The organism is Caballeronia sp. EK (assembly GCF_014384845.1).
In the GTDB taxonomy this organism is placed as follows: domain Bacteria; phylum Pseudomonadota; class Gammaproteobacteria; order Burkholderiales; family Burkholderiaceae; genus Caballeronia; species Caballeronia jiangsuensis.
Genome location: NZ_JACSUE010000005.1, coordinates 273164 through 295633 on the forward strand (window position 1 = coordinate 273164; position 22470 = coordinate 295633).

Sequence of the window (22470 nt, forward strand, 5' to 3'; positions counted from 1 at the left end):
AGGAGACGACAATGTCCAACACCATCAACGGCTGCGGTTCCGGCAACTGCGCGTGCAAGAGCGCGGCGTCGGTGCAGCGCCGCGATCCGCTCGACGAAACCGACTACGGCACGCCGCTGCGTCACGCCGATATCGACGTGACGCTGGAAATCGACGGCGAATCCGTCACGGTGCCCGCGGGCACATCGGTGATGCGCGCCGCGATCGAAGCCGGCGTCAACGTGCCGAAACTCTGCGCGACGGATTCTCTGGAGCCGTGGGGTTCGTGCCGTCTGTGCCTTGTCGAGATCGAAGGGAAGCGCGGTTATCCGGCCTCGTGCACGACGCCTGTCGAAGCGGGCATGAAAGTGCGCACGCAAACCGACAAGCTGCAATCGCTGCGCCGCAACGTGATGGAGCTTTATATCTCCGATCACCCGCTCGATTGCCTCACCTGCCCCGCCAATGGCGATTGCGAATTGCAGGACATGGCGGGCGTCGTCGGCTTGCGTGAAGTGCGCTACGGCTACGAAGGCGCGAACCATCTGAAAGACAAGAAGGACGAGTCGAATCCGTACTTCACCTACGACCCGTCGAAGTGCATCGTCTGCAATCGATGCGTGCGCGCCTGCGAGGAAACTCAGGGCACGTTCGCGCTGACCATCGCCGGACGCGGCTTCGAATCGCGCGTCGCGGCGAGCGAGAACGTGCCGTTCATGGAATCGGAATGCGTGTCGTGCGGCGCATGCGTCGCCGCGTGCCCGACCGCGACGCTGCAAGAGAAGACCGTCATCATGCTCGGCCAGGCCGAACACTCGGCCATCACGACGTGCGCGTATTGCGGCGTCGGCTGTTCGCTGAAGGCGGAAATGAAGGGCAACACCGTCGTGCGCATGACGCCGAACAAGAACGGCCAGGCGAACGAAGGCCACGCGTGCGTGAAGGGCCGCTTCGCATGGGGTTACGCGACGCACAAGGATCGCATCAAGAAGCCGATGATCCGCGCGAAGATCACCGACCCGTGGCGCGAAGTGTCGTGGGACGAAGCGCTCACCTATGCGGCAAGCGAATTCCGCCGCATCCAGGACAAGTACGGCCGCGATTCGATCGGGGGCATCACGTCTTCGCGCTGCACGAACGAAGAGACCTACCTCGTGCAGAAGCTCGTGCGCGCGGCGTTCGGCAACAACAATGTCGATACCTGCGCGCGTGTTTGCCACTCGCCGACGGGTTACGGCCTTAAGGCCACGCTCGGCGAATCGGCGGGCACGCAGACGTTCGCATCGGTCGAGCAGTCGGACGTGATCATCGTGATGGGCGCGAATCCGACCGACGGCCACCCGGTCTTCGGCTCGCGCCTGAAGCGCCGCGTGCGTGAAGGCGCGAAGCTGATCGTGATCGATCCGCGCCGCATCGATATCGTCGATACGCCGCACGTGAAGGCGCAGTATCACCTTCAATTGCGGCCGGGCACGAACGTCGCGATGGTCAACTCGCTCGCGCACGTGATCGTCACGGAAGGCTTGCTGAAGGAAGATTTCATCGCCGAACGCTGCGAAGAGCGCGCGTTCGGGCAGTGGCGCGATTTCGTCGCGAAGGAAGAGAACTCGCCCGAAGCGATGGAAGCCGTCACCGGCGTGCCCGCGCAACAGGTCCGCGAAGCCGCGCGCGTCTACGCGCTGGGCGGCAACGGCGCGATCTATTACGGCCTCGGCGTGACCGAGCACGCGCAAGGCTCGACCACCGTGATGGCCATCGCGAACCTCGCGATGGCCACGGGCAACGTCGGTCGCGAAGGCGTCGGCGTGAATCCGCTGCGCGGCCAGAACAACGTGCAGGGTTCGTGCGACATGGGCTCGTTCCCGCACGAACTGCCGGGCTATCGGCATATCGGCGACGCGGCAACGCGCGCGCTCTTCGAAGAAGCGTGGGACGTGCAGCTTCAGCCGGAGCCGGGTCTGCGCATCCCGAACATGTTCGATGCCGCGATGCACGGCACGTTCATGGGCCTTTACTGCCAGGGCGAGGACATCGTCCAGTCGGACCCGAACACGCAGCACGTGGCGGATGCGTTGTCGTCGATGGAATGTATCGTCGTGCAGGACATCTTCCTGAACGAAACGGCGAAGTACGCGCACGTTCTCTTGCCCGGCTCGACCTTCCTCGAAAAGGACGGCACCTTCACCAACGCCGAACGCCGCATCTCGCGCGTGCGCAAGGTGATGCCGCCGCTGCCGGGCCTCTCCGACTGGGAAGTGACGATCAAGCTCTCGCGCGCGCTCGGCTACGAGATGAACTACGCGAACCCGTCTGAAATCATGGACGAGATCGCGCGTCTCACGCCGACCTTCCACGGCGTTTCATACGAGCGGCTCGACGAGCTCGGCAGCATTCAGTGGCCGTGCAACGAGAAAGCTCCGGACGGCACGCCGACGATGCACATCGACGAATTCGTGCGCGGCAAGGGACGCTTCGTCATCACGAAGTTCATCGCGACGCCGGAGAAAGTCACGCGCAAGTATCCGCTGCTGCTCACGACCGGGCGCATCCTGTCGCAGTACAACGTCGGCGCGCAGACGCGGCGCACCGAAAACTCGCAATGGCACGACGAGGACCGCCTGGAGATTCATCCGGTCGATGCGGAGGATCGCGGCATCAAGCAGGACGACTGGGTCGGCATCGAGTCGCGCGCCGGGCAGACGGTGTTGCGCGCGAAGATTTCCGAGCGCATGCAGCCGGGCGTCGTCTATACGACGTTCCACTTCCCCGAATCGGGCGCGAACGTCATCACGACGGACTCGTCCGACTGGGCGACCAACTGTCCGGAGTACAAGGTGACGGCGGTGCAGGTGATGCCGGTGGAACAGCCGTCGCAATGGCAGAAGGAGTACTCGCGCTTCAACACGCAGCAGCTCGAGTTGCTCAATCTCGCCACGACCACTTCAGGAAAATAATAAATGGACGTCGATAACCTGATCGAGATGGCGAACCGCATCGGCGAATTCTTCGATTCGATGCCGGACCGCGCCGAAGCCATCGACAGCATCGCGGATCACATTCGCCGCTTCTGGGAACCGCGCATGCGGCTCGCGATTCTCGCCGCGCTCGACGATCCGGAGGCGAGCGCGTCGATGGAGCCGATCCTGCGCGAGGCGCTCAATCTGCATAAGGCGGATCTGCAGCCGAAGACAGCGACCGCCTGACGTCGTTCGCGATACGGACCCAAGCCCTGCACCGCAGGGCTTTTTTAATCCTCGCGATATTCGCGTTCCGGCTGCCGCTCGGTGCTCGTGTCCTGCGCGCCGAACCACGTCTCGCAGTGACGCAGCAACCCATGCACATCCGATGGCGCGCGCCCGCGCGCGGCGATATAACCATCGGGACGCACGAGATAGAACGCCGGACGCGTGCGGCCGTAATTGTCGGTGAGCGAATTAGCGCCCTCGCCGCGCGTATCGGTGATGCGCCAGACGCGCACCGCGTTCGGCATGATGTTTTCGAGGGCTTTCACGAAGCCGTCGAGGTCCGGGTCGCGCATCGCGTGCGCGACGGTGATGGTCGCGGGCGCAAGCGCGATGTCGTCCTCGCCCGACGGATTCAGAAGCAGAAAGAGCGAGAAGCAACCGGGATCGTGCAGATCGTAGAGACAGCCGACGCCGGGCAGCCTTCCGAGCGGCCCGTCGATGACATGCACGCGTGCATCGGGCGCGCGCTCGCCCGCACGCGGGCCGCCGTCGAGCAGACGCTCCAGCGTAAGCGGGCTCTTGCGATAGTTGATCGACAGCTCGCTCACCGTGCGCCGCATCGCGTCGCGCAACGGGCCGATCGCGGCGAGAGCGGGCATCACATGCTCGCGCATCAGCTTCATCGGGCCGTGCTCGGCGCCGGCCATCTGCGTGAGCATGCTGGTCTGGCGCAGCACGTCGCGCTCGATCGGATGCCGCTCCGTGTGATAGCTGTCGAGCAGCCGCTCGGGCGCGCCGCCCGCGAGCATGCGCGCGATTTTCCAGCCGAGATTGAACGCCTCCTGAATGCCGGTGTTCATGCCCTGCGCGCCAGCGGGACTATGCACGTGCGCCGAATCGCCCGCGAGGAACACGCGCTCCATGCGCAGCTTGTCGACCATGCGGCTGTTCAGGTGAAAGTACGACGACCACGTCAGGTTCGACAGCGCGATCTTGTGATGCACGCGCCGCTCGACGAGCGCGCGGCATTCATCGAGCGTCGGGCCGGTTTTCGTTCCAGCCGCATTGACGGCGTTCGCGGCCGGCGCCGGCATGTCCGCGATCAGGCGCGCGCGGTCGCCGCCCATCGGGAAGAGCGCAGCGAGCCCCTCGCCCGACGCGAAGATGTGAAATTCGTCGTCGGGCCAGTCGGAGTCGGCCTGGAGATCGGCGAGCAGATACGTTTGATCGAACGTCTTGCCGTCGAAACCGATGCCCAGCCGATGCCGCACGAAACTGTGCGCGCCGTCCGCGGCGATCAGATACGAAGGCCGCAACAATTCATCGCGTCCGTTCGGATGACGCAGCCTCGCCTGCAAGCCTGCCGAGCCCTGCGAGACATCGACCACTTCGACGCCGCGCTCGACATCGACATGTTGAGTCGCCAGATGCTCCGCGAGCAAGCGTTCGGTTTGCGACTGCTCAAGAAAGAGCAGATACGGATAACGCGTCTGCAAAGGATCGAAGTCGAGGCGCGCGAGGCGCTGCCCGTTCGAATAGAGATTCGCGACGCGCGCGCGATGGCCGAGTTCGAGAAACGGCTTGACCACGCGATGCTGCTCGAAGAGTTCGAGCGTGCGCGCCTGAATGCCGATCGCGCGTGAATACGGCGACGGCTCGCGCGCCTTGTCGACGAGCCTGACCGGGATGTGCGCGCGCGCGAGACTCATCGCGGCGGCGAGGCCCGTCGGACCGGCGCCTACGATCAGAACGGGCGCCACATCCAGCTTGTCGTTCGGATTCAGCTTTGGCGCGAACATGCAGTCCTCCCCCAAAACGTCACGGCGTCTAGTGTACGCCCGTACCCTCCGCTTTTAGCATGCGCGCCGGCCGCACCGGACTCAGTGCGCGTGCCCGCGTTCGCTGAGCACGCACGCGTGGCAGGCCTCGCCGAACTCCACCTGCACGGTCGCGTGATGCATCGAATATTCGCGGCGCAGCGTCGTGACGACGCCCTGCACGAAGGCGTCGCCGGGATGGCCCTCGGGTATCACGAGATGGACCGTGAGCGCGTTTTCGGTCGTCGAGAGCGCCCACACGTGCAGGTCGTGCACATCGCGTACGCCGGGCAGTTGCTTCAGATATTGCTCGACGCGCGGCATGTCGACCGACGACGGAACGGCGGCCATCGCGAGGCGCATCGCGTCGCGCCCAAGGCCCCACGTGCCGTAGACAATCACCGACACGACGATCAGGCTCATCAAAGGATCGAGCCAGCTCGCGCCCGTGAACAGGATGATGAGACCGCTGACCGCGACGGCGGCGGAGATGGCTGCATCGGCGGCCATGTGCAGAAACGCGCCGCGCACGTTGAGGTCTTCCTTGCTGCCGCGCATGAAGAGCCACGCGGAGAAGCCGTTCACGATCATGCCGAGCGTCGCGACGATGAACACGTCGAGCCCCGCGACGGGCGCCGGATTGAGCAGGCGCTGAATCGCTTCGAGCACGATCGCGCCGCACGCGAAGAGCAGCAGCGCCGCGTTGGCGAGCGACGCCAGGATCGACGAACTGCCCATGCCGAACGTATAGCGCGAGTTGGGCTGGCGCTTGCCGAGCCACACGGCGCCCCATGCGAGCAGGAGACCGAGCACGTCGGAGAGGTTGTGGCCGGCATCGGCGAGCAGCGCGGTCGAATGCGCGAGAAAGCCGTAGACGGCCTGCACGATCACGATCACCACGTTCAGGCCGACCGCAAGCGCGAACGTTCGGCCCTGCCCTTCCTGCGGCGCGCCGTGATGGTGATGACCATGCCCGCCGTGGCCGTGCGAATGCCCGTGCTCGTGACTGTGCGCGTGGCCTTCGTGGCCTTCGTGATGTTCGTGTTGCTCGTGTTCTGCGTGCTGATGCGTGCTCATGGGCGTACTCGCGATTCGGTGGCGGTCATTCGATGTCGGGGGCGTCGGCTTGCGGTTCCGCGATGTGCTCCAGCAGCTCGCCCAGCATCGCGCTGATGTGACGGTCCGCCGCCACGTAGAACACCTGCTTGCCCTGGCGCGCGGCCCGCACGATGCGCGCCGCGCGCAGGAGCCGCAGGTGATGGCTCACGAGCGACGCCGACAGCCCGAGCAGCTCCGCGATCGCACCGACCGCGCGCCGCTGTTCGACGCACGCGAGCACGATGCGCAGGCGCGTCGGGTCGCCGAGCAGGCGGAACAGGTCGGCGAGCGGCACGACGCGGTCATCGGACGTGATCGGACTGGCGGTGGTGGACGGATCGGAAGCCACAATCGTCGCTAACATATGAATAGGTGTTCACATGTTAAGTGCCATCGCCGCAACATGTCAACCGCGCTTCTCCGGAAGAGCGGCGCCGGTGTGGGAAAATGCGGGGTTTGCTTTTCCCGGCCAGAAGTCTTCCCTGTCATGGACACCGTATTCGCCCGCGGTTTCGCGGCCCATCGCGATGGCCGCCTGACCGACGCGGAGCGCGACTATCAGGCCGCGCTCACCGCCGAACCTCGTCACGTCGACGCGCTGCATTACCTCGGCGTGCTGCGCCATCAACAGGGGCAGCACGCGGAGGCGGCCGAGCTCGTGGGCCGCGCCGTGGACCTGCGTCCGGGCGATGCCGGCCTGCAGCTCAACCTCGGCAACGCGCTGAAGGCGCTCGGCCGTCTGGACGACGCGATCGAGCGCTTTCGCAACGCGCTGACGCTCGCGCCGGGCTTTCCGCTCGCGCAGTACAACCTCGGTAACGCCTACACGGCGGCCGGCCGCCACGAAGACGCCGCCGATGCCTTCGAGAAGGCATTGCGCCTGCAGCCCAACGATCCGGCCGCATGGAACAACTTCGGCAACGCGCTCTCCGCGCTGCGCCGCTTCAAGGACGCCGCGCACGCGTTCAAGCGCACGCTCGCGCTGCGCCCGCGCCATGCCGGCGCGCACAACAATCTCGGCATGGCGCTCAACGCGCTCGGCGACACGCTCGGCGCGATCTCGCACTTTCGCGCCGCGCTCGAGGCCGAACCGAATTACGTCGCCGCGCATTTCAATCTCGGCAATCTGCTCGATACGAACGGCCATCCCGAGGACGCGCTGCCCGTGCTGCGAAAGGCCGTCGCGTTGCAGCCGCATTTCGCGCCGGGATACTTCGGGCTCGCTCACGCGCTCGCCAAGCTCGGCCGTCACGCCGAAGCGGTGCCGAATTTCGAACGCGCGGTGGGACTCGATCCGAAATATGGCGTCGCGTGGCTCTGCCTCGGCAACGCGCATCTGGCGCTCGGCGCACATCGCGCGGCGCTGCGCGCGTTCGATGAAGCATTGCGCATCGATCCTTCGATGCCCGCCGCGCATCTGAACCGCGCGCTCGCCCTGCTCACGACCGGCGACTACGCACGCGGTCTGCCTGCCTACGAATGGCGTCTGCAGACGCCCGGCAGCGAACCCGCGCCGCGCCTGCCGCGCTGGAATGGCGAGCCGATGCCGGGCCGCACGCTGCTCGTGCGCGCCGAGCAGGGTTTTGGCGACACCTTGCAGTTCGCGCGCTTCGTGCCGTTCGCGGCGAAGCTCGTCGGCAAACTGGTGCTCGAAGTGCAGCCGGCGCTCGTGCCGCTGCTCGCACCGGCCGCGCAAGCCGCGCGTGTCGAGCTGAAGAGCAAGTCGGACGGCGTCCCGGCGCACGCGGACGCTTACTGCCCGCTGCTCAGCCTGCCGCTCGCGCTCGGCATGACTTCGCCCGAAGCGATTCCGGCGCGCGCGCCCTATCTCGTCGTGCCCGCCGATTACCGGCGCAAGTGGCGCGGCTCGATCGGCGGGCAGGAGCGGCGCAAGATCGGCATCGCGTGGTCCGGGCGGATGCAGCCAGGCGAGACGCGCTCGGTGCCGGTCAGTGAGCTTGCGCCGCTTTTCGCGCTCGAAGACGTCGACTGGATCGTGCTCCAGCCGTTCATCACCGGCCGCGAGCGTGACATGTTGCGCGCGCATCCGAACGCGAGGTCGATTCACACGCTGGACGGCCGCCTCGAGAATTTCGCCGATACGGGCGCGATCGTCGATCGGCTGGACGCCGTCGTCTCCGTCGATACGTCCGTCGCGCACCTCGCCGGCGCGCTCGGCAAGCCGCTCTGGGTGATGCTGCCTTTCGCCGCCGACTGGCGCTGGGGCGTCGACACCGCCGACAACGCGTGGTATCCGCAGGCGCGGCTCGTGCGACAGCGCGCGCCGGGCCGATGGCGCGACGTCATCGAGGCTACGGCAGCGGCGCTGGCTTTGCTGCCCGCATAAAAAATCCCCGTCGAAGCGGGGATTTTTTTCGACCTCTTGCTTACGTCAGGCCGTCTTGTACTGATTGCGCGCCTCGGGCGAGCGATACAGCACGAGCGTCGCGATCAACCCGCAGATCGCCGCCAGGCCCATCCACAGGCCGGGCGCGGCCTTGTTGCCGGTTGCGTGGATCAGGTACGTCGAGATCGCCGGGGTGAAGCCGCCGATGGTCGTCGCGAGGCTATAGGCCATCGAGAATCCGGTCGTGCGCACATCGACGGGCATCACTTCTGTCAGCGCGACCACCATCGCGCCGTTGTAGCTGCCGTACAGGAACGAAAGCCACAGTTCGCACATCAAGAGGCGCGCGAACGACGGATCCGCGACCAGCCATTGCACCACCGGATACGACGTGAGAATGGTGAGGATCGTGAACACGAGCAGCACCGGACGGCGCCCCACCCGATCCGACACCGCGCCCATCAACGGCAACCAGATCAGATTCGAGAGGCCGACGCACACCGTGACGACGAGCGCATCGGTGGCGGAGAGCTTCAGCACTTCCTTGCCGAAGGTCGGCGTGTACGCGGTGATCATGTAGAACGACACGGTCGTCATGATGACCATGCCCATCCCGGCGATCACGATGCCCCAGTTCTGCGCGATCGAGCGCGCAATCTCGCCCATGCTCGGCCGATGCTTTCTCGCGAGGAACTCGTCGGTTTCACGCAGCGAGCGGCGGATGATGAAGAGGAACGGCACGATCAGGCAGCCGATCAGGAACGGCACGCGCCAGCCCCAGGCGGTCATCTGCTCGGGCGGCAAGAGGCGGTTCATGATCACGCCGATCAGCGCCGCGAAAACGACCGCGACTTGCTGGCTGCCGGACTGCCAGGAACAATAAAAGCCCTTGTTGCCCTTGGTCGCGATCTCCGACAGATACACCGACACGCCGCCCAGTTCCACGCCGGCCGAGAAGCCTTGCAGCAATCGTCCGCCCAGCACGATGATCGGCGCGAGCGCACCGATGGTCGCGTAGCCCGGCACCAGCGCGACGCACGCGGTGCCGACCGCCATCAGCCCGAGCGTGAGGATCAGGCCTTTGCGTCGCCCGTGATGGTCGATGTAGGCGCCGAGCACGATGGCGCCGACCGGCCGCATCAGGAAGCCCGCGCCGAAGACGGACAGCGCGAGCATCAGCGACGCGAACTCGTCGCCGCTCGGAAAATAGGTCTTGGCGATCGCTGAAGCGTAATAGCCGTAGACCATGAAGTCGTACATTTCAAGGAAGTTTCCGCTGACGACGCGAAATACCGACTTGAACTTGGATTCGTTGGCTGGTGCGATGTGGGTCGTGGACATGACTTTCTCGGGGAACTAGGGGCGCACTTCAGTTCTGCGCGAACGCACAGCGACTGAAGCGGGGTCTCTTTCGTTTTTTGTAAACGCAACGCCCTCAATCTTAACGCCGCACCGCCCATGACTGCACATAACTTCGCGCAACATCACGTCAAACAACCTTAAAATACGGTTACATTCACCTAACTCCAAGCTGACATACGAACAAACATGACTCCGAAAATCACGTTGCGCGCGGCGACTGTGGACGACACCGCGCTCATCGCATCGATGCATACGCGAAGCTGGGCATCGGCGTATCGCGGCATCCTGCCGGACACTTATCTCGATCGCGATTTGCAAGGCGAGCGCGTCGCTCACTGGAATACGCGCATGAAGGATGTCGCGGCGGGGGCGGCGAGCGTGTTCATCGCGGAATACGAAGGGGAACCGGTCGGCTTCATTTGTCTCGTCGAACCGGACGAGACCGGCAGCGTGCTCGTCGACAATCTTCACGCGATGCCGGGACATCGCGGCCTCGGCACGGGCACCGTGATGCTCGACGAGGCCGCGCGCTGGGCTCGCTCGCGCGGCGCGCGGCAACTGTATCTCTCGGTGCTCGAACAGAACGCCGCGGCGATCGGCTTCTATGAATCGCGTGGCTGGAAGTGCGCCGAACGCGAAGCGGACCACGTGGGCGGCATCGACGTCTTCTCATTGCGCTACGTGTTTCCGCTCGACTAATCACAAGAAGATCAAGTTGGTCAATAAGCATTCCTGTCAAAAATAGACAATAGGAATTTTCTGGTCGCCGGGCACATAACGGTTTCGTATGATCGCGGGTCGAAATTCTGGCCATCTCGCGCCGAACCCGCGGCGCTATCTCCATGCGCCACGATGGTCCGTGCGGGCCGTCTCGTTTGCCCGCGCCCGGGCGCATGCATGTGGAATCTTCATGTCCGAACCCTTGATCTTAGTGGAAGGCAATCTGCGTCTGCCGACGCTGCGCGCGCTGACGGAGCCGTCCTTGAACTTCGGATTCGAGTGGTCGCCTGCGCGCTCGCGCCCCGTTCAAACGCCGTCAGAATTCGCGCTCTTCGCGGCGCGCCTCGTCACGGCCTATGTGCCGGCTCTCAGTCTGTCCGACATCCATTCGCCTTATCGCGCGACGAGCCTGTGGGGCATCTTCGCCAAGGAAGACATACCGCGCGCGATGCTGAACCTGACGCAAGGCTCGAACGCTCAGGACGATGCCGACGAAACCCGCGCCGAACCCGTTCATCTGACGGTCAATGCACCGGCGCACGCTCGCGGACATGGCTTCGGCAAGCTGGTCGTCGGCGCCATCGCGGCTGCTTGCGGCGTGCTCATCGTATGGATGCTGTTCGCTCATACACCGGTCTCGCGAAGCGTCACGCCCCCCGCGCCGGCCGAAAAAACCGCGACTCGCACGCAGCCGGCCCAGCCGGCAGCGCCTACCGGCCAGGCAGCGCGGGTCGAGCAGGAATCGGAAACACCGATGCCGCCAGCAGTCGCCACGCCGCCAAGCGCGGACAGCCACGCCATCGAGACTTTCGATTCGGCCGCGACCAAAACCGAAGTTGCATCCGCCGCAATCGAGCCGGAAGAGGCACCTGTGCATGTCGTCGCGCCAGCGGAAGACCGCAAGCACATCGCCCGGGTAAAAGCCGTGCTGACACCCCACACGAAGCGCGCCGCACATGTCGCTCAAGCAACCAGCGAGCGCGTCGTGAAACCGGCGGCGCCGCGGCGCGTGCGCGCAGCATCGGCTGAAAAAATCGCGAGCGGACCGTCGAAGGCTTCCTTGTCGATGGACCCGGCCACGCTCTCCTCGATGCTCCAGCACTCACCGACCCTCGACAGCAACGCGGCCTCGTCCGGCCGCGGCGCTGCCAATGGCACGCGCTGACCAGCGCAATACGCACCGCCAGCCCGATCAACCATTCCGGTCACGACGCCAACATGACGCAACTCAGTTACCTCCGTTACGCGACGCTCACGCTCGCCCTGTCCTTCTGCGGCCTGTTTGTGCCGTTCACGAACACATTCGCGGCGCCCGCGACGGCGCAAGCCGCCGCGAAAACAGTTCAGCCTGCGGCCACGACAAACGAGCCCGCACAGGCCGCGCTCGTGGACCTGTCCGATCTGAACGCCGATTCGAACGCGCCGCGCGTCGAAGGCAATATCGCCGAGTTGCAGAACCTCGTGCAAGCCGGAAGCCTCACGGAGTTGCGCGCCACGCGCAACGGCAGCTACGGCGCAAAGCTTTTCTTCCTCGCGCAAGAGATGGTGTACTACGTCGCGCTCTCGCAGGACGCGCGCTGGTGGCGCGTCGTCAAAACGCAGGACACGGTCCGCGCCGAATCGATCTACGCACAGTTCTCGCGCAAGAGCTTCGAACTCGCCGATGGCGAAATCCGCCGCACGCAATTGCAGGCACAGAAGGCGCTGCTCGATCGTGTGATCGCGAAATCGGCCGATCGGGCCAACCGTCTCACCGCCGACCTCCAGCTCGCGCAGCAGCAGGATTCGCAAGTGTCGCAGCGTCAGCAGCAACTGCAGGCCGAATCCGCCGTACTGCAAACGGACAAGCTGGATGCCGAGCGCAAGCTGCGCGCGCTGCAGATGCAGGTCGAACAGCTTCAGAAGCAGACGGAAGCGGGACTCGCGCCGGTGAGCGTGACGCCATCGCGCTGAAAACGAAAAAGGCCCGCTCGAATCGAGCGGGCCTTTTGCTTTGCGACGTGCGAAAGCGCTTCGACTCAGAAGCGCGTTTCTCGCGCGACGCGCAGGAACGTATCGAGCAAGGGCGTGCAATCGAGCAGCTCCGCGCCGCCCGCCCGATGAAACTCCGGGTGCCACTGCACGCCGACGACGAACGGCGCCTTCCGGTAGCGCACCGCCTCGATGATCCCGTCCGAAGCCGACACCGCTTCGATGTTCAGATCGCGCCCGATCGATTTCACCGCCTGATGGTGGATCGAGTTGACGATCGCCTCGCGCTGGTTCGGGAACATGTTGACGAGCGTCGAACCATCGGGGAAGCGGATCGAATGGCGATGCTGGTCGTAATGCTCGCTGACGTGAAGGCCTGCCGTCGGCACATCGGTCGCGATATCGCCGTAAAGCGTGCCGCCGAACGCCACGTTAATCAGCTGACAGCCGCGGCACACGCCGAGCACGGGCTTGCCCGACTCGACGAACTCGTGCAGCAGTTCCAGTTCGTACATGTCGCGCACGCGGTCGCCCGGCCATTCGGGACGCGTCGTCGCTTCCTCGTAGGACTGCGGAGAGACGTCGGCGCCGCCTTGCAGCAAGAGGCCGTCGAGATGCTTCGCATAGTCGCGCAAACGAATGTTGCTCGGATGCAGCATGCCCTGGTGGCCGACCGTCGGGATCATGAACACGAGCACATCGCGCGACATGACCCAATGCGCGATCGATTCTTCGAGGTATTGCAGCGTCTTGCCGCGCAGCCCTTTCGCACCCGGCTCGGGATGAAAGATGCGCGCCGACACGCCAATGCGCAACGTGCGCTGCGTAATGCGCTGACCCGCGCGATCGAAAATCTGACGCGCACGCGCCGCGACGATCCGGCCGAACACCGACCACGCAGAGTCCGAGTGCTTGAGATACGCGGGCTGTGCCGGCGCTGCCGCCTGCTCGTGCAAGGGCAGCGGCGGCGGATTGAGCTTGCCGAAGTCCGGCGCTTCCGCGAATTCGGGCGGCAGGACGGTCGCGCGGCCACTCGGGGAATCGGATGAAGCGGATTGCGCGCTGGCCGTGCTCGCGGCTTCCGCTTCGGTCGCGGCTTCGAGATTCTCGGCGAGACTCGCTCTGGGTTTGCCGGATGCGCGCTGCTGTTCGCGCACCGCGGCTTCCTGCGCGGCAGTCGCGCTCGCCGCCGCTGCACGCCCTTCACGGGAGGCCTGCTGCGCTTCGTCGCGCCGGGCCTGCGCGGTATCCACCGGTTCGACGTTCGATGCGCTCGAAGGCGCATCCGTCGATGCCCGCTCGGTCGCGCTCGCCTGCGGGCCGGGCGCGGCGGCGGCTGCCGCCGCTTCGGGCGATGCCGTGGGATTCGCGCTTCGCGGCGCGGCTTGAGAGTCGGCGCCGGTGCGGCGCGCGTCGGTGCTGCTTGCGTCGTTGGACGTTTTGTTATCGCTCATTCCGGATTCAGGCGCTTGAACGCCATATGGAGAATGCACAAATTCCAATTATCCGCCTCAGACCAGCACGGGGCAAACCAGCACACATTTGGTCACATTGGCTCACATTATCGCGGGAACCCGCGATGAGCCGCTGTCAGGGCTATCCCGTGAAGCAAGCCTTAATGATCGCGCGGTTCCTCGAAAGTCTCGCGCAAGGCGATCTGCATCGTCGCGTGGATTTTCACGCACCAGCGCCACAGCACGGTGAGCAGGAGCGCCGCGCACAGCAGCACGCCGACCATCAGGCCGAACGGCGGCAGGATGCCGCCCGAGAGCGCCGCGACGAGCAGAAAGACGCCGAACATCGCGACGATCGGAATCAGCCCGGAGATCGCCGAGCGGATCGCGCGCGTGAAGCGCCCCGCTTTCGCCGGCTGCACGCTCACTTCGGCGAGCAGCAGCGCGAGCGATTCGAGCTTGCGATACACCGCGACCAGAAACGGCAGCGCGACCACGAGCGCCGCGCTCCACAGCACGACGCGTTGCGCGTTGTCGGTATCGAGCCAGCGCGCGAGATAGCCCGACGCGAACGGCGCCGAATACGACGCGCCGAGAAAGATCGCCGCGACGAGCGCGAGATTCACCGCGATCTGCACAACGATGCGCCGGGTCATCGAGAAGAGCGTCGGTCCGCCGGAGACGGGCGTGAGGCTCGCGAGCCACTGCGAGTAGAGGCCGAAGGTATGCGCGAGCGGCGCGGGCATCGCGCGGGCGAGGCGCATCGTGAGCGGATCGGCGGCGCGGATCAGATACGGCGTGAAGAGCGTCGTGAGCGCGGACACGGCCACCGCGATCGGATAGAGAAAGCTGCTCGTGACCTTGAGCGACAGCCCGAGCGACGCGATGATGAACGAGAACTCGCCGATCTGCGAGACGCTCATGCCGACGCGCATCGACGTGCGTCCGTCCTTGCCAGCGAGGAACGTGCCGAGCCCGCACGAGACGATCTTGCCGAGCACGACGGCGAAGGTGATGACGGCGATCGGCCACGCGTAATCGACGAGCACGGCCGGATTCAGCAAGAGCCCGATGGTCACGAAGAAGATCGCCGAGAACATGTCGCGCACGGGCGCGATCAGATGCTCGATGCGCGCGAGATGCTTCGACTCCGCCATGATCGCGCCGATCAGGAACGCGCCGAGCGCGATGGAATAGTCGAGCTTCACGACGAGCAGACAGAAGCCGAAGCAGAAGCCGAGCACGGTGACGAGCAGCATCTCGTCGCTCTTTGCGCGCGCCACGTAATTGAGCGCGCGCGGCACCGTCAGAATGCCGACGACGAGCGAAACCGTCATGAAGAGCAGCAGCTTGCCGAGCGTGACGGCCGCGACGCCCGCGCTCACCGAACCCGTCTGCGCGATGCCGGAGAGCAGCACGAGCATCGCGATCGCGAGAATATCCTCGACGATCAGAATGCCGAACACGATCTGCGCGAAGTTCTCGCTCTTCATGCCGAGCTCGGAAAGCGCCTTCACGATGATCGTCGTCGACGAGATCGCGAGCATCGCGCCGAGAAAGAGCGAATCCATCGCGTTCCAGCCGAACCATCGCCCGATCTCGTAGCCGACCCAGATCATCAGCACGATTTCCGACAGCGCCGCGACGATAGCCGTCGCGCCGACCTTGAAGAGCTTGCGCAGGCTGAATTCGAGCCCGAGCGAGAACATCAGGAATACGACGCCCAGTTCGCCGAGCGTCTGGATCGTCACTTCGTCGTGAATGAGATTGAACGGCGGCGTGTACGGCCCGATGATCACGCCCGCGGCGATATAGCCCAGCACGACCGGCTGCCTCAGACGATGAAACAGCACCGTCACGACGCCCGCGATGGCCATGATTACCGCAAGATCCTGAATGAAGCCGATCGCGTGATGCATCAAACGATTCCTTACAAAGAAATAACCGGAATTCGATGTTACCGCACGGACGGGGCAATCCGAGGTCGGCCGATGAATACGCGCGAAAAAAACGGGCATCGCGCTGGTGCATGCGCGAATCGAGGGACGAAGGAAAAAGGCCCGCGCGAACGGCGGGCCGGATCGGCAAAAACGAAATCGCGGCGCTCAGACCGCCGCTTCGTTTTCCTCGCCGGTGCGGATACGGATCACGCGCTCGACATCGGCGACGAAGATCTTGCCGTCGCCGATCTTTCCGGTGCGCGCGGCCCCGATGATCGCATCGATGACCTGATCGGTTTGATCGTTCGCGACGACGACTTCGATCTTCACCTTCGGCAGGAAGTCGACGACATACTCTGCACCACGATAAAGCTCGGTATGCCCCTTCTGGCGGCCAAAGCCCTTCACTTCCGTGACCGTGAGGCCCGTGAGCCCCACTTCGGCGAGCGCTTCGCGGACTTCGTCGAGCTTGAACGGTTTGATGATGGCGGTGATGCGTTTCATGGCGTGCCTCGCGTAAAGATCGATTCAAGGGGTTCGAAAAAACGTCGTGCCCCGCGTGGGGCAGATGTTTTCGATTCTAGCCGCGTTTCATCTCGCAAGCGGTCCGGAAAATCGCGAGGTGTCCGGTAACGAGCGATATCACTCTTTCTCAGGGACGCGTTCGAGGTCCTTGAGCCACACCGTCGCCTGTCCGTCGCTCGGCGCGCGCCAGTCGCCACGCGGCGAAAGCGAGCCGCCCGAGCCGACCTTCGGCGCGTTCGGTATGCATGAGCGCTTGAACTGGCTCGTGCGGAAGAATCGATCCAGAAAGATCCGCAGATTCTTGCGGATCTCGCCGAGGTCGTATTGATTCCGCGCGACCGTCGGACCTTCGGGCCACGCGCCCGCATCGCGATCGCGCCATGCATGCAGCGCGAGGAACGCGACCTTCGTTGGTGCAAAGCCGAAGCGCAGCGTGTAGTAGAGATTGAAGTCCTGCAGTTCGTACGGACCGATGACGCTCTCCGTTTTCTGCTCGACCACGCCGCTCGTCTTGCCGGGAATGAGTTCCGGACTGATGTCGGTGCTCAGCACGTTTTCGAGCACGTCGGTTCCGGTGCCGCCGATCTGCCCCGACTCCGCGACCCAGCGCACCAGATGCGTGATCAGTGTCTTCGGCACGCTCGCGTTGACGTTGTAGTGGGACATGTGATCGCCCACTCCGTAGGTGCACCAACCAAGTGCGAGCTCGCTCAGATCGCCCGTCCCGATGACGATCGCGTTGTTGAGGTTCGCGAGCCGGAACAGGTGGCTCGTGCGTTCGCCGGCCTGAACGTTCTCGTACGTGATGTCGTACTGCTCGGCACCCGAACTGTGCGGATGACCGATGTCCGTCAGCATCTGCATGCAGCTCGGCCGGATGTCGATCTCGCTCGCCGTGCAGCCGACGACTTCCATCAGTTCTCGCGCCTGGCGCAGCGTGCGATCGCTGGTCGCGAAACCCGGCATCGTGTAGGCGAGGATGTTCGAGCGCGGCAGTCCGAGCCGATCCATCGCCTTCGCGCACACGAGCAGCGCATGCGTCGAGTCGAGCCCGCCCGAAATGCCGATGACGACCTTCGACATCCCCGACGATTGCAGCCGCTGCAACAGCGCCTGCACCTGGATGTTGTAGACCTCGTTGCATCGTTCGTCGCGGCGCGCGGCGTCGGCGGGCACGTAGGGAAAGCGCGCGACGCGGCGTTCGAGCGGCAGCTTGCCGTCGGCGGGAACCGTCAGCGGAAACTCGACGACATCGAACTGTTCCACTTCGCTTGCGTGCCGATGCGTCGATCGGCCGAACGTGGTTTGCCGCATGCGCTCGCGCGAGAGCCGTTCGAGATCGACATCGGCGAAGATCAGGTGCGACCGGTCCGAGAAGCGCTCGGACTCCGCGAGCATCTCGCCGTTCTCGTAGATGAGGCCCTGCCCGTCCCAGGCGAGATCGGTGGACGATTCGCCATTGCCCGCCGACGTGTACAGATACGCCGCGACGCAACGCGCCGACTGCTGCCCGACGAGTTGATGCCGATACGCCGACTTGCCCACGACGATATTCGACGCCGACAGATTCACGAGCACCGTGGCGCCGGCGAGCGCCGCGAACGACGACGGCGGAATCGGCACCCACACGTCCTCGCAAATCTCGACGTGGAATCTGAAGAGCGGCAGGTCCCTGATCTGAAACAGCAGCGATGCACCGAACGGCACATCCTGACCGCAGAGCGTGAGCGAGTTCGTCGCGGCGGCATCGGCGGGGCTGAACTGACGCGCCTCGTAAAACTCGCCGTAGTTCGGCAGATAGCTCTTCGGCACGACGCCGCGAATGAAACCGTCGGCGATGACGATCGCGCAGTTGAACAGCTTGTGCTCCGTCTTGATCGGCGCGCCGACGATCATCGCGATATTCAATCCCTTCGACGCATCCAGAATGCTTTGCAGCGCGTCTTCGCAGGCATCGAGCAAGGCGCGCTGATGGAAGAGATCGTCGCAGGTGTAGGCGGAAATGCCGAGCTCGGGAAACGCGACGAGAACCGCGCCGCGCGCGGCCGCCTCTCTCGCCAGTTCGATCGTCTGCGCCGCGTTGAACGCGGGATCGGCCACCTTGCAGGACGGAACGCCCACCGCGACGCGCGCGAAGTCGTGGCTGTACAGGTTGAAGAAGTTTCTGCTCATGGTCGGGATGGATGTGCGTGCGCGTGTTGCAACGAGAAGTCTCGTCGATTATCGCATCAGGTTTTCTTCCTGAACGGCGTATGCGCTTCGAGTTCCTCGATATGCTGATCCATCGCCTGCGTCTCGGCGTCGAGAAACTCGGCGATCGCGTGCGCGAAGCGCTGATCGGCGATCCAGTGCGCGGACCATGTCGGCGTCGGCAGGAGACCGCGCGACATCTTGTGCACGCCCTGCGCGCCGCCCTCGAAACGCGCGAGCCCATGTTCGATGCAGTACGCGATGCCCTGCATGTAGCACGTCTCGAAGTGCAGCCCCGAGATGAACTCGCGCGTGCCCCAGTAACGGCCGTACATCGTGTCGCCGCCGATCATGTTGAGCGCGCACGCGAGCCGCGCGCCGTCTGCTTCGGCGATCACGAGCAACATGCTGTCGGGCGCATCCGCGTGAATCCGGCCGAAGAACTCCCGCGAAAGATACGGCGCGTTCCAGTGCTCGCGATACGTGTTGTCGTAGCAATCGTAGAAGAAGTCGAGCGCGCTTTCGTCGATCTCCTTGCCGCGCAGCCACGTGTACGTCACGCCCGCTTCCGTCACGCGCCGGCGGTCCTGCTTCACCTTCTTGCGCTTGTCGTGACTCATCGTCGCGAGAAAGGCGTCGAAGTTTTCGTAGCCGTCGCCGGGCAGGTTTTCCCAGTGGAACTGCACGCCTTCGCGCAGCATGTAGCCCGCGTCCGTCAGCGCCGCGACATCCTGCGCGTGCGGAAACAGCACATGAAGCGACGAAAGTTCGAGACGCCGCGTCAGTTCGATGGCCCCACGCGCGAGCAATACGCGATCCTCGTGATGCGCGGCGATGAGGCGCGGGCCCGTCACCGGCGAGAACGGCACGGCGGACAGCGCCTTCGGGTAGTAGCGCAGGCCGTGGCGCTCGAAGGCGTCGGCCCACGCGTGGTCGAACACATACTCGCCGCGCGAATGCGACTTCAGATAGAGCGGCATCGCGCCAGCGAACTCGCCGCCGCGCTTCAATACCAGATGATGCGCGCGCCAGCCGGTGCGCTTGACGGCGCACCCGGTCTCCTGCAACGCCGAGAGAAACGCGTGACGCACGAACGGGTTATCGCCGGCGAGCCGGTTCCAGTCGTCGGCCGGAATTTCGTCCAGCGCATCGACCACATGAATTTCGACCTCGCGATTCAACAGGCTACCTCGCTGAAATATCGATGAGCGCGAGCCGTGCAAAGCCGCGCCCGAAAGCGGCTATTCTCGCGCAAGTCGCTGCGGCACGCCGAAGCGGACAAAAGCGCCCCGACGCGGTGCTTTCGGCGATAATGCGCGGCAAATCTTTCATCGAGCGCCGACGAAACGCGATGCCGTGGTTCCTCTATCTGATCGAATGCGCCGACGGCAGCCTCTACACGGGCATCGCGACGGACGTCGAAGCGCGCTTCTGCGCGCATGCGAGCGGCAAGGGCGCGCGCTATACACGCGCAAGAAAGCCGCTGCGTGTGCTCGCGTCGTTCGAACTGGCGGGGAGATCGGAGGCGTTGCGCGCCGAATATCGCGTGAAGCGACTGACCGCGCAGCAGAAGCGCGCGTTGATCGCGGGAGAGCGGACGCTCGAATCGTTGCTGCCCCGGATCGAGGCAAGCGAAGAAGAATAAAAAACGCCGCCGCGTTTCGGCAACGCGGCGGCGTTTCGTCAAAAAGCGCGCTTACTTCTTGAAGTTCGCGACGCCTTCCGAGATTTCCTTGTGCGCGGCGTCGATGCCCGCCCAGCCCTCGACCTTCACCCACTTGCCCTTTTCGAGCGACTTGTAGTTCTCGAAGAAGTGCTTGATCTGGTCTTTCAGATATTCGGGCACGTCGTCGATCGACTTGATGTTCGCCGTCATCGGGCAGATCTTGTCGTGCGGCACGGCGACGAGCTTCGCGTCCACGCCGGATTCATCGGTCATCTGCAGCATGCCGAGCGCACGCGCGCGCACGACCGAGCCTGCCAGCAGCGGGAACGGCGTGATGACGAGCACGTCGACCGGATCGCCGTCGCCGGAGAGCGTCTGCGGAACGAAGCCGTAGTTGGCGGGATAGCGCATGCCGGTGCCGATGAAGCGGTCGACGACCAGCAGGCCCATGTCCTTGTCCGCTTCGTATTTGACCGGATCGCTCTGCGCGGGAATCTCGATGATGACGTTGAAATCCTGCGGGAGATCCTTGCCGGGAGGTACGTTGTTGAAGCTCATGAGCACTCTCTGGAGAAGTTGAGGTCGGAGATGGAATCGCACGGGCGGACGGTCATTCGCGAACCGCCGCGGCCCTCGCGCGCGTAGATGCGTGATTGCGTCATTATAGCCAATCGGTTTGCGCGTCCTTTGCACGCACGGCGCGGGGCGGGCGTTGGCGCGATAATCGGAAGCGGCATCGAATTCCGGCAACAAAAACCCGTATTCAGGAGACATGCATGGAAGACGCGAAGCATTTCATCAATAACCGATGGGTCGCGCCATCGGGCAACGAGACGATTCCCGTCGTCGATCCATCGGACGGGCAGATTTTCGCGCAGATCGCGCGCGGCACGTCGGCCGATATCGACCGCGCGGTGGCCGCCGCCCGCGTCGCATTCGAAGGCGAATGGGGCGCGATGAGCGCCGTCGAGCGCGGACGCATTCTCGCGCGCCTGTCGATGCTGATCGCCGCGTGCCACGAGGACATCGCGCAGATCGAGGCGCGCGACACCGGCAAGCCGCTGAAGCAGGCACGCGCCGACGCCGCCGGCATCGCGCGCTACTTCGAGTTCTACGCGGGCGCCGCCGACAAGCTGCACGGCGAAACCCTGCCCTATCAATCCGGCTACACCGTGCTCACGATCCGCGAGCCGCACGGCGTGACGGGCCATATCGTGCCGTGGAACTATCCGCTGCAGATTTTCGGACGCAGCGTCGGCGCCGCGCTCGCGACCGGCAATGCGTGCGTCGCGAAGCCTGCCGAAGACGCGTGCCTGTCGCTGTTGCGCATTGCAGAACTGGCGGCGGAAGCGGGCCTGCCCGACGGCGCGCTCAATATCGTCACCGGCTACGGCCACGAAGCGGGCGCGGCGCTCGCGCGGCATCCGGGCATCGATCACATCTCGTTCACGGGCTCCCCCGCGACGGGCGCGGCCGTCACCAAGATGGCCGCCGATAACCACGTCCCCGTGACGCTGGAACTGGGCGGCAAGTCGCCGCAAATCGTGTTCGCCGATGCCGACTTCGACGCCGCGCTGCCCGTGCTCGTCGCCGCGATCGTGCAGAACGCGGGGCAGACGTGCTCGGCGGGCAGCCGCGTGCTGATCGAGCGCGCGGCCTACGAGCCGCTTATCGAGCGCCTGTCGCAGGCGTTCGCGGCGCTGAAGGTCGGCCCGAGCAAGCTCGATCTCGACTGCGGCCCGCTCATCAGCGCGAAGCAGCAGCAGCGCGTGTGGGACTTCCTGTCCGATGCCCAGCACGACGGTATCCCGATGGCCGCGCACGGCGAAGTCGTCGGCGATGCGCCCGAAGCGGGCTTCTATCAGGCGCCCACGTTGCTGCGCGATGTCCCGCCGACGCACCGTCTCGCGCGCGAGGAAGTGTTCGGTCCGGTGCTCGCCGCGATGCCCTTCGACGACGAAGCCGAAGCACTGAAACTCGCCAATGGCACCGACTACGGCCTCGTGGCCGGCATCTGGACACGCGACGGCGCGCGGCAGATGCGCCTCGCGCGCCGCGTGCGCTCGGGGCAGGTGTTCATCAACAACTACGGCGCGGGCGGCGGCATCGAATTGCCGTTCGGCGGCGTGAAGCATTCCGGACATGGACGCGAGAAAGGATTCGAGGCGCTGTACGGCTTCACGACGTTGAAAACCATTGCCATCAAACACGGATAA

The 22470-nt window shown here is 64.8% G+C and carries 18 protein-coding genes; 8 read left to right on the plus strand and 10 right to left on the minus strand.

Annotated elements, in window-relative coordinates:
- The first annotated feature begins 11 nt into the window (after positions 1-11).
- Both fdhF and IAG25_RS16815 read left to right on the plus strand, forming a co-directional pair.
- Positions 12-2933, plus strand: a complete 2922-nt coding sequence (gene fdhF, locus IAG25_RS16810; RefSeq protein WP_187605860.1) for a formate dehydrogenase subunit alpha — start codon at positions 12-14, stop codon at positions 2931-2933.
- 3 nt (positions 2934-2936) lie between these two features.
- Complete coding sequence (locus IAG25_RS16815) at positions 2937-3182, plus strand: formate dehydrogenase subunit delta (protein ID WP_187605861.1); 246 nt, start codon at positions 2937-2939, stop codon at positions 3180-3182.
- A gap of 44 nt (positions 3183-3226) precedes the next feature.
- On the opposite strand, the gene IAG25_RS16820 is transcribed toward IAG25_RS16815, so the two are convergent.
- The 3 genes from IAG25_RS16820 to IAG25_RS16830 form a co-directional block, all read right to left on the minus strand.
- On the minus strand, positions 3227-4963 hold the full coding sequence (locus IAG25_RS16820; RefSeq protein WP_187605862.1) for an FAD-dependent monooxygenase: 1737 nt from the start codon (positions 4961-4963) through the stop codon (positions 3227-3229).
- 81 nt (positions 4964-5044) lie between these two features.
- Entirely contained in the window at positions 5045-6058 is a 1014-nt protein-coding gene (locus IAG25_RS16825) for a cation diffusion facilitator family transporter (RefSeq protein WP_187605863.1), read from the minus strand.
- A gap of 25 nt (positions 6059-6083) precedes the next feature.
- Positions 6084-6443 carry an ArsR/SmtB family transcription factor gene (locus IAG25_RS16830; RefSeq protein ID WP_187605864.1) on the minus strand — a complete coding sequence of 120 codons (360 nt, stop codon included), beginning with the start codon at positions 6441-6443 and terminating at the stop codon, positions 6084-6086.
- Positions 6444-6566: 123 nt separating this feature from the next.
- Between IAG25_RS16830 and IAG25_RS16835 the strand changes: the two genes are divergently transcribed.
- Complete coding sequence (locus IAG25_RS16835) at positions 6567-8426, plus strand: tetratricopeptide repeat protein (RefSeq protein WP_187605865.1); 1860 nt, start codon at positions 6567-6569, stop codon at positions 8424-8426.
- A 45-nt stretch (positions 8427-8471) separates the two neighbouring features.
- Here the strand turns inward: IAG25_RS16835 and IAG25_RS16840 are convergent, their stop codons facing one another.
- A complete protein-coding gene (locus tag IAG25_RS16840; RefSeq protein ID WP_035503173.1) occupies positions 8472-9767 on the minus strand; it encodes an MFS transporter in 1296 nt (431 codons plus the stop codon).
- 207 nt (positions 9768-9974) lie between these two features.
- Here IAG25_RS16840 and IAG25_RS16845 point away from each other — a divergent pair, with 207 nt between their 5' ends.
- The 3 genes from IAG25_RS16845 to IAG25_RS16855 all read left to right on the plus strand — a co-directional run bounded on the left by IAG25_RS16845 (position 9975) and on the right by IAG25_RS16855 (position 12461).
- Positions 9975-10487, plus strand: a complete 513-nt coding sequence (locus IAG25_RS16845) for a GNAT family N-acetyltransferase (protein WP_187605866.1) — start codon at positions 9975-9977, stop codon at positions 10485-10487.
- Positions 10488-10698: 211 nt separating this feature from the next.
- Positions 10699-11673: a hypothetical protein gene (locus IAG25_RS16850; RefSeq protein WP_187605867.1), complete on the plus strand. Its 975-nt coding sequence runs from the start codon at positions 10699-10701 to the stop codon at positions 11671-11673.
- A 53-nt stretch (positions 11674-11726) separates the two neighbouring features.
- Positions 11727-12461 (plus strand): DUF2968 domain-containing protein, encoded by a 735-nt coding sequence (locus tag IAG25_RS16855; RefSeq protein WP_187605868.1) that lies wholly within the window; start codon positions 11727-11729, stop codon positions 12459-12461.
- A gap of 65 nt (positions 12462-12526) precedes the next feature.
- On the opposite strand, the gene IAG25_RS16860 is transcribed toward IAG25_RS16855, so the two are convergent.
- The 5 genes from IAG25_RS16860 to IAG25_RS16880 form a co-directional block, all read right to left on the minus strand.
- On the minus strand, positions 12527-13933 hold the full coding sequence (locus tag IAG25_RS16860; RefSeq protein WP_187605869.1) for a gamma-glutamyl-gamma-aminobutyrate hydrolase family protein: 1407 nt from the start codon (positions 13931-13933) through the stop codon (positions 12527-12529).
- Between the two features lie 161 nt (positions 13934-14094).
- On the minus strand, positions 14095-15852 hold the full coding sequence (locus tag IAG25_RS16865; RefSeq protein ID WP_187605870.1) for a cation:proton antiporter: 1758 nt from the start codon (positions 15850-15852) through the stop codon (positions 14095-14097).
- A gap of 186 nt (positions 15853-16038) precedes the next feature.
- Positions 16039-16377, minus strand: coding sequence for a P-II family nitrogen regulator (glnK, locus tag IAG25_RS16870; RefSeq protein ID WP_008342452.1), 339 nt, complete (start codon positions 16375-16377; stop codon positions 16039-16041).
- Positions 16378-16515: 138 nt separating this feature from the next.
- Positions 16516-18570 (minus strand): NAD(+) synthase, encoded by a 2055-nt coding sequence (locus IAG25_RS16875; RefSeq protein WP_187605871.1) that lies wholly within the window; start codon positions 18568-18570, stop codon positions 16516-16518.
- Between the two features lie 56 nt (positions 18571-18626).
- Positions 18627-19769 (minus strand): GNAT family N-acetyltransferase, encoded by a 1143-nt coding sequence (locus tag IAG25_RS16880; RefSeq protein ID WP_187605872.1) that lies wholly within the window; start codon positions 19767-19769, stop codon positions 18627-18629.
- Between the two features lie 170 nt (positions 19770-19939).
- Between IAG25_RS16880 and IAG25_RS16885 the strand changes: the two genes are divergently transcribed.
- Positions 19940-20233, plus strand: a complete 294-nt coding sequence (locus tag IAG25_RS16885; RefSeq protein ID WP_035503311.1) for a GIY-YIG nuclease family protein — start codon at positions 19940-19942, stop codon at positions 20231-20233.
- A 51-nt stretch (positions 20234-20284) separates the two neighbouring features.
- Here the strand turns inward: IAG25_RS16885 and ppa are convergent, their stop codons facing one another.
- Positions 20285-20812: an inorganic diphosphatase gene (ppa, locus tag IAG25_RS16890; protein ID WP_187605873.1), complete on the minus strand. Its 528-nt coding sequence runs from the start codon at positions 20810-20812 to the stop codon at positions 20285-20287.
- A gap of 218 nt (positions 20813-21030) precedes the next feature.
- Between ppa and IAG25_RS16895 the strand changes: the two genes are divergently transcribed.
- On the plus strand, positions 21031-22470 hold the full coding sequence (locus IAG25_RS16895) for an aldehyde dehydrogenase family protein (protein WP_187605874.1): 1440 nt from the start codon (positions 21031-21033) through the stop codon (positions 22468-22470).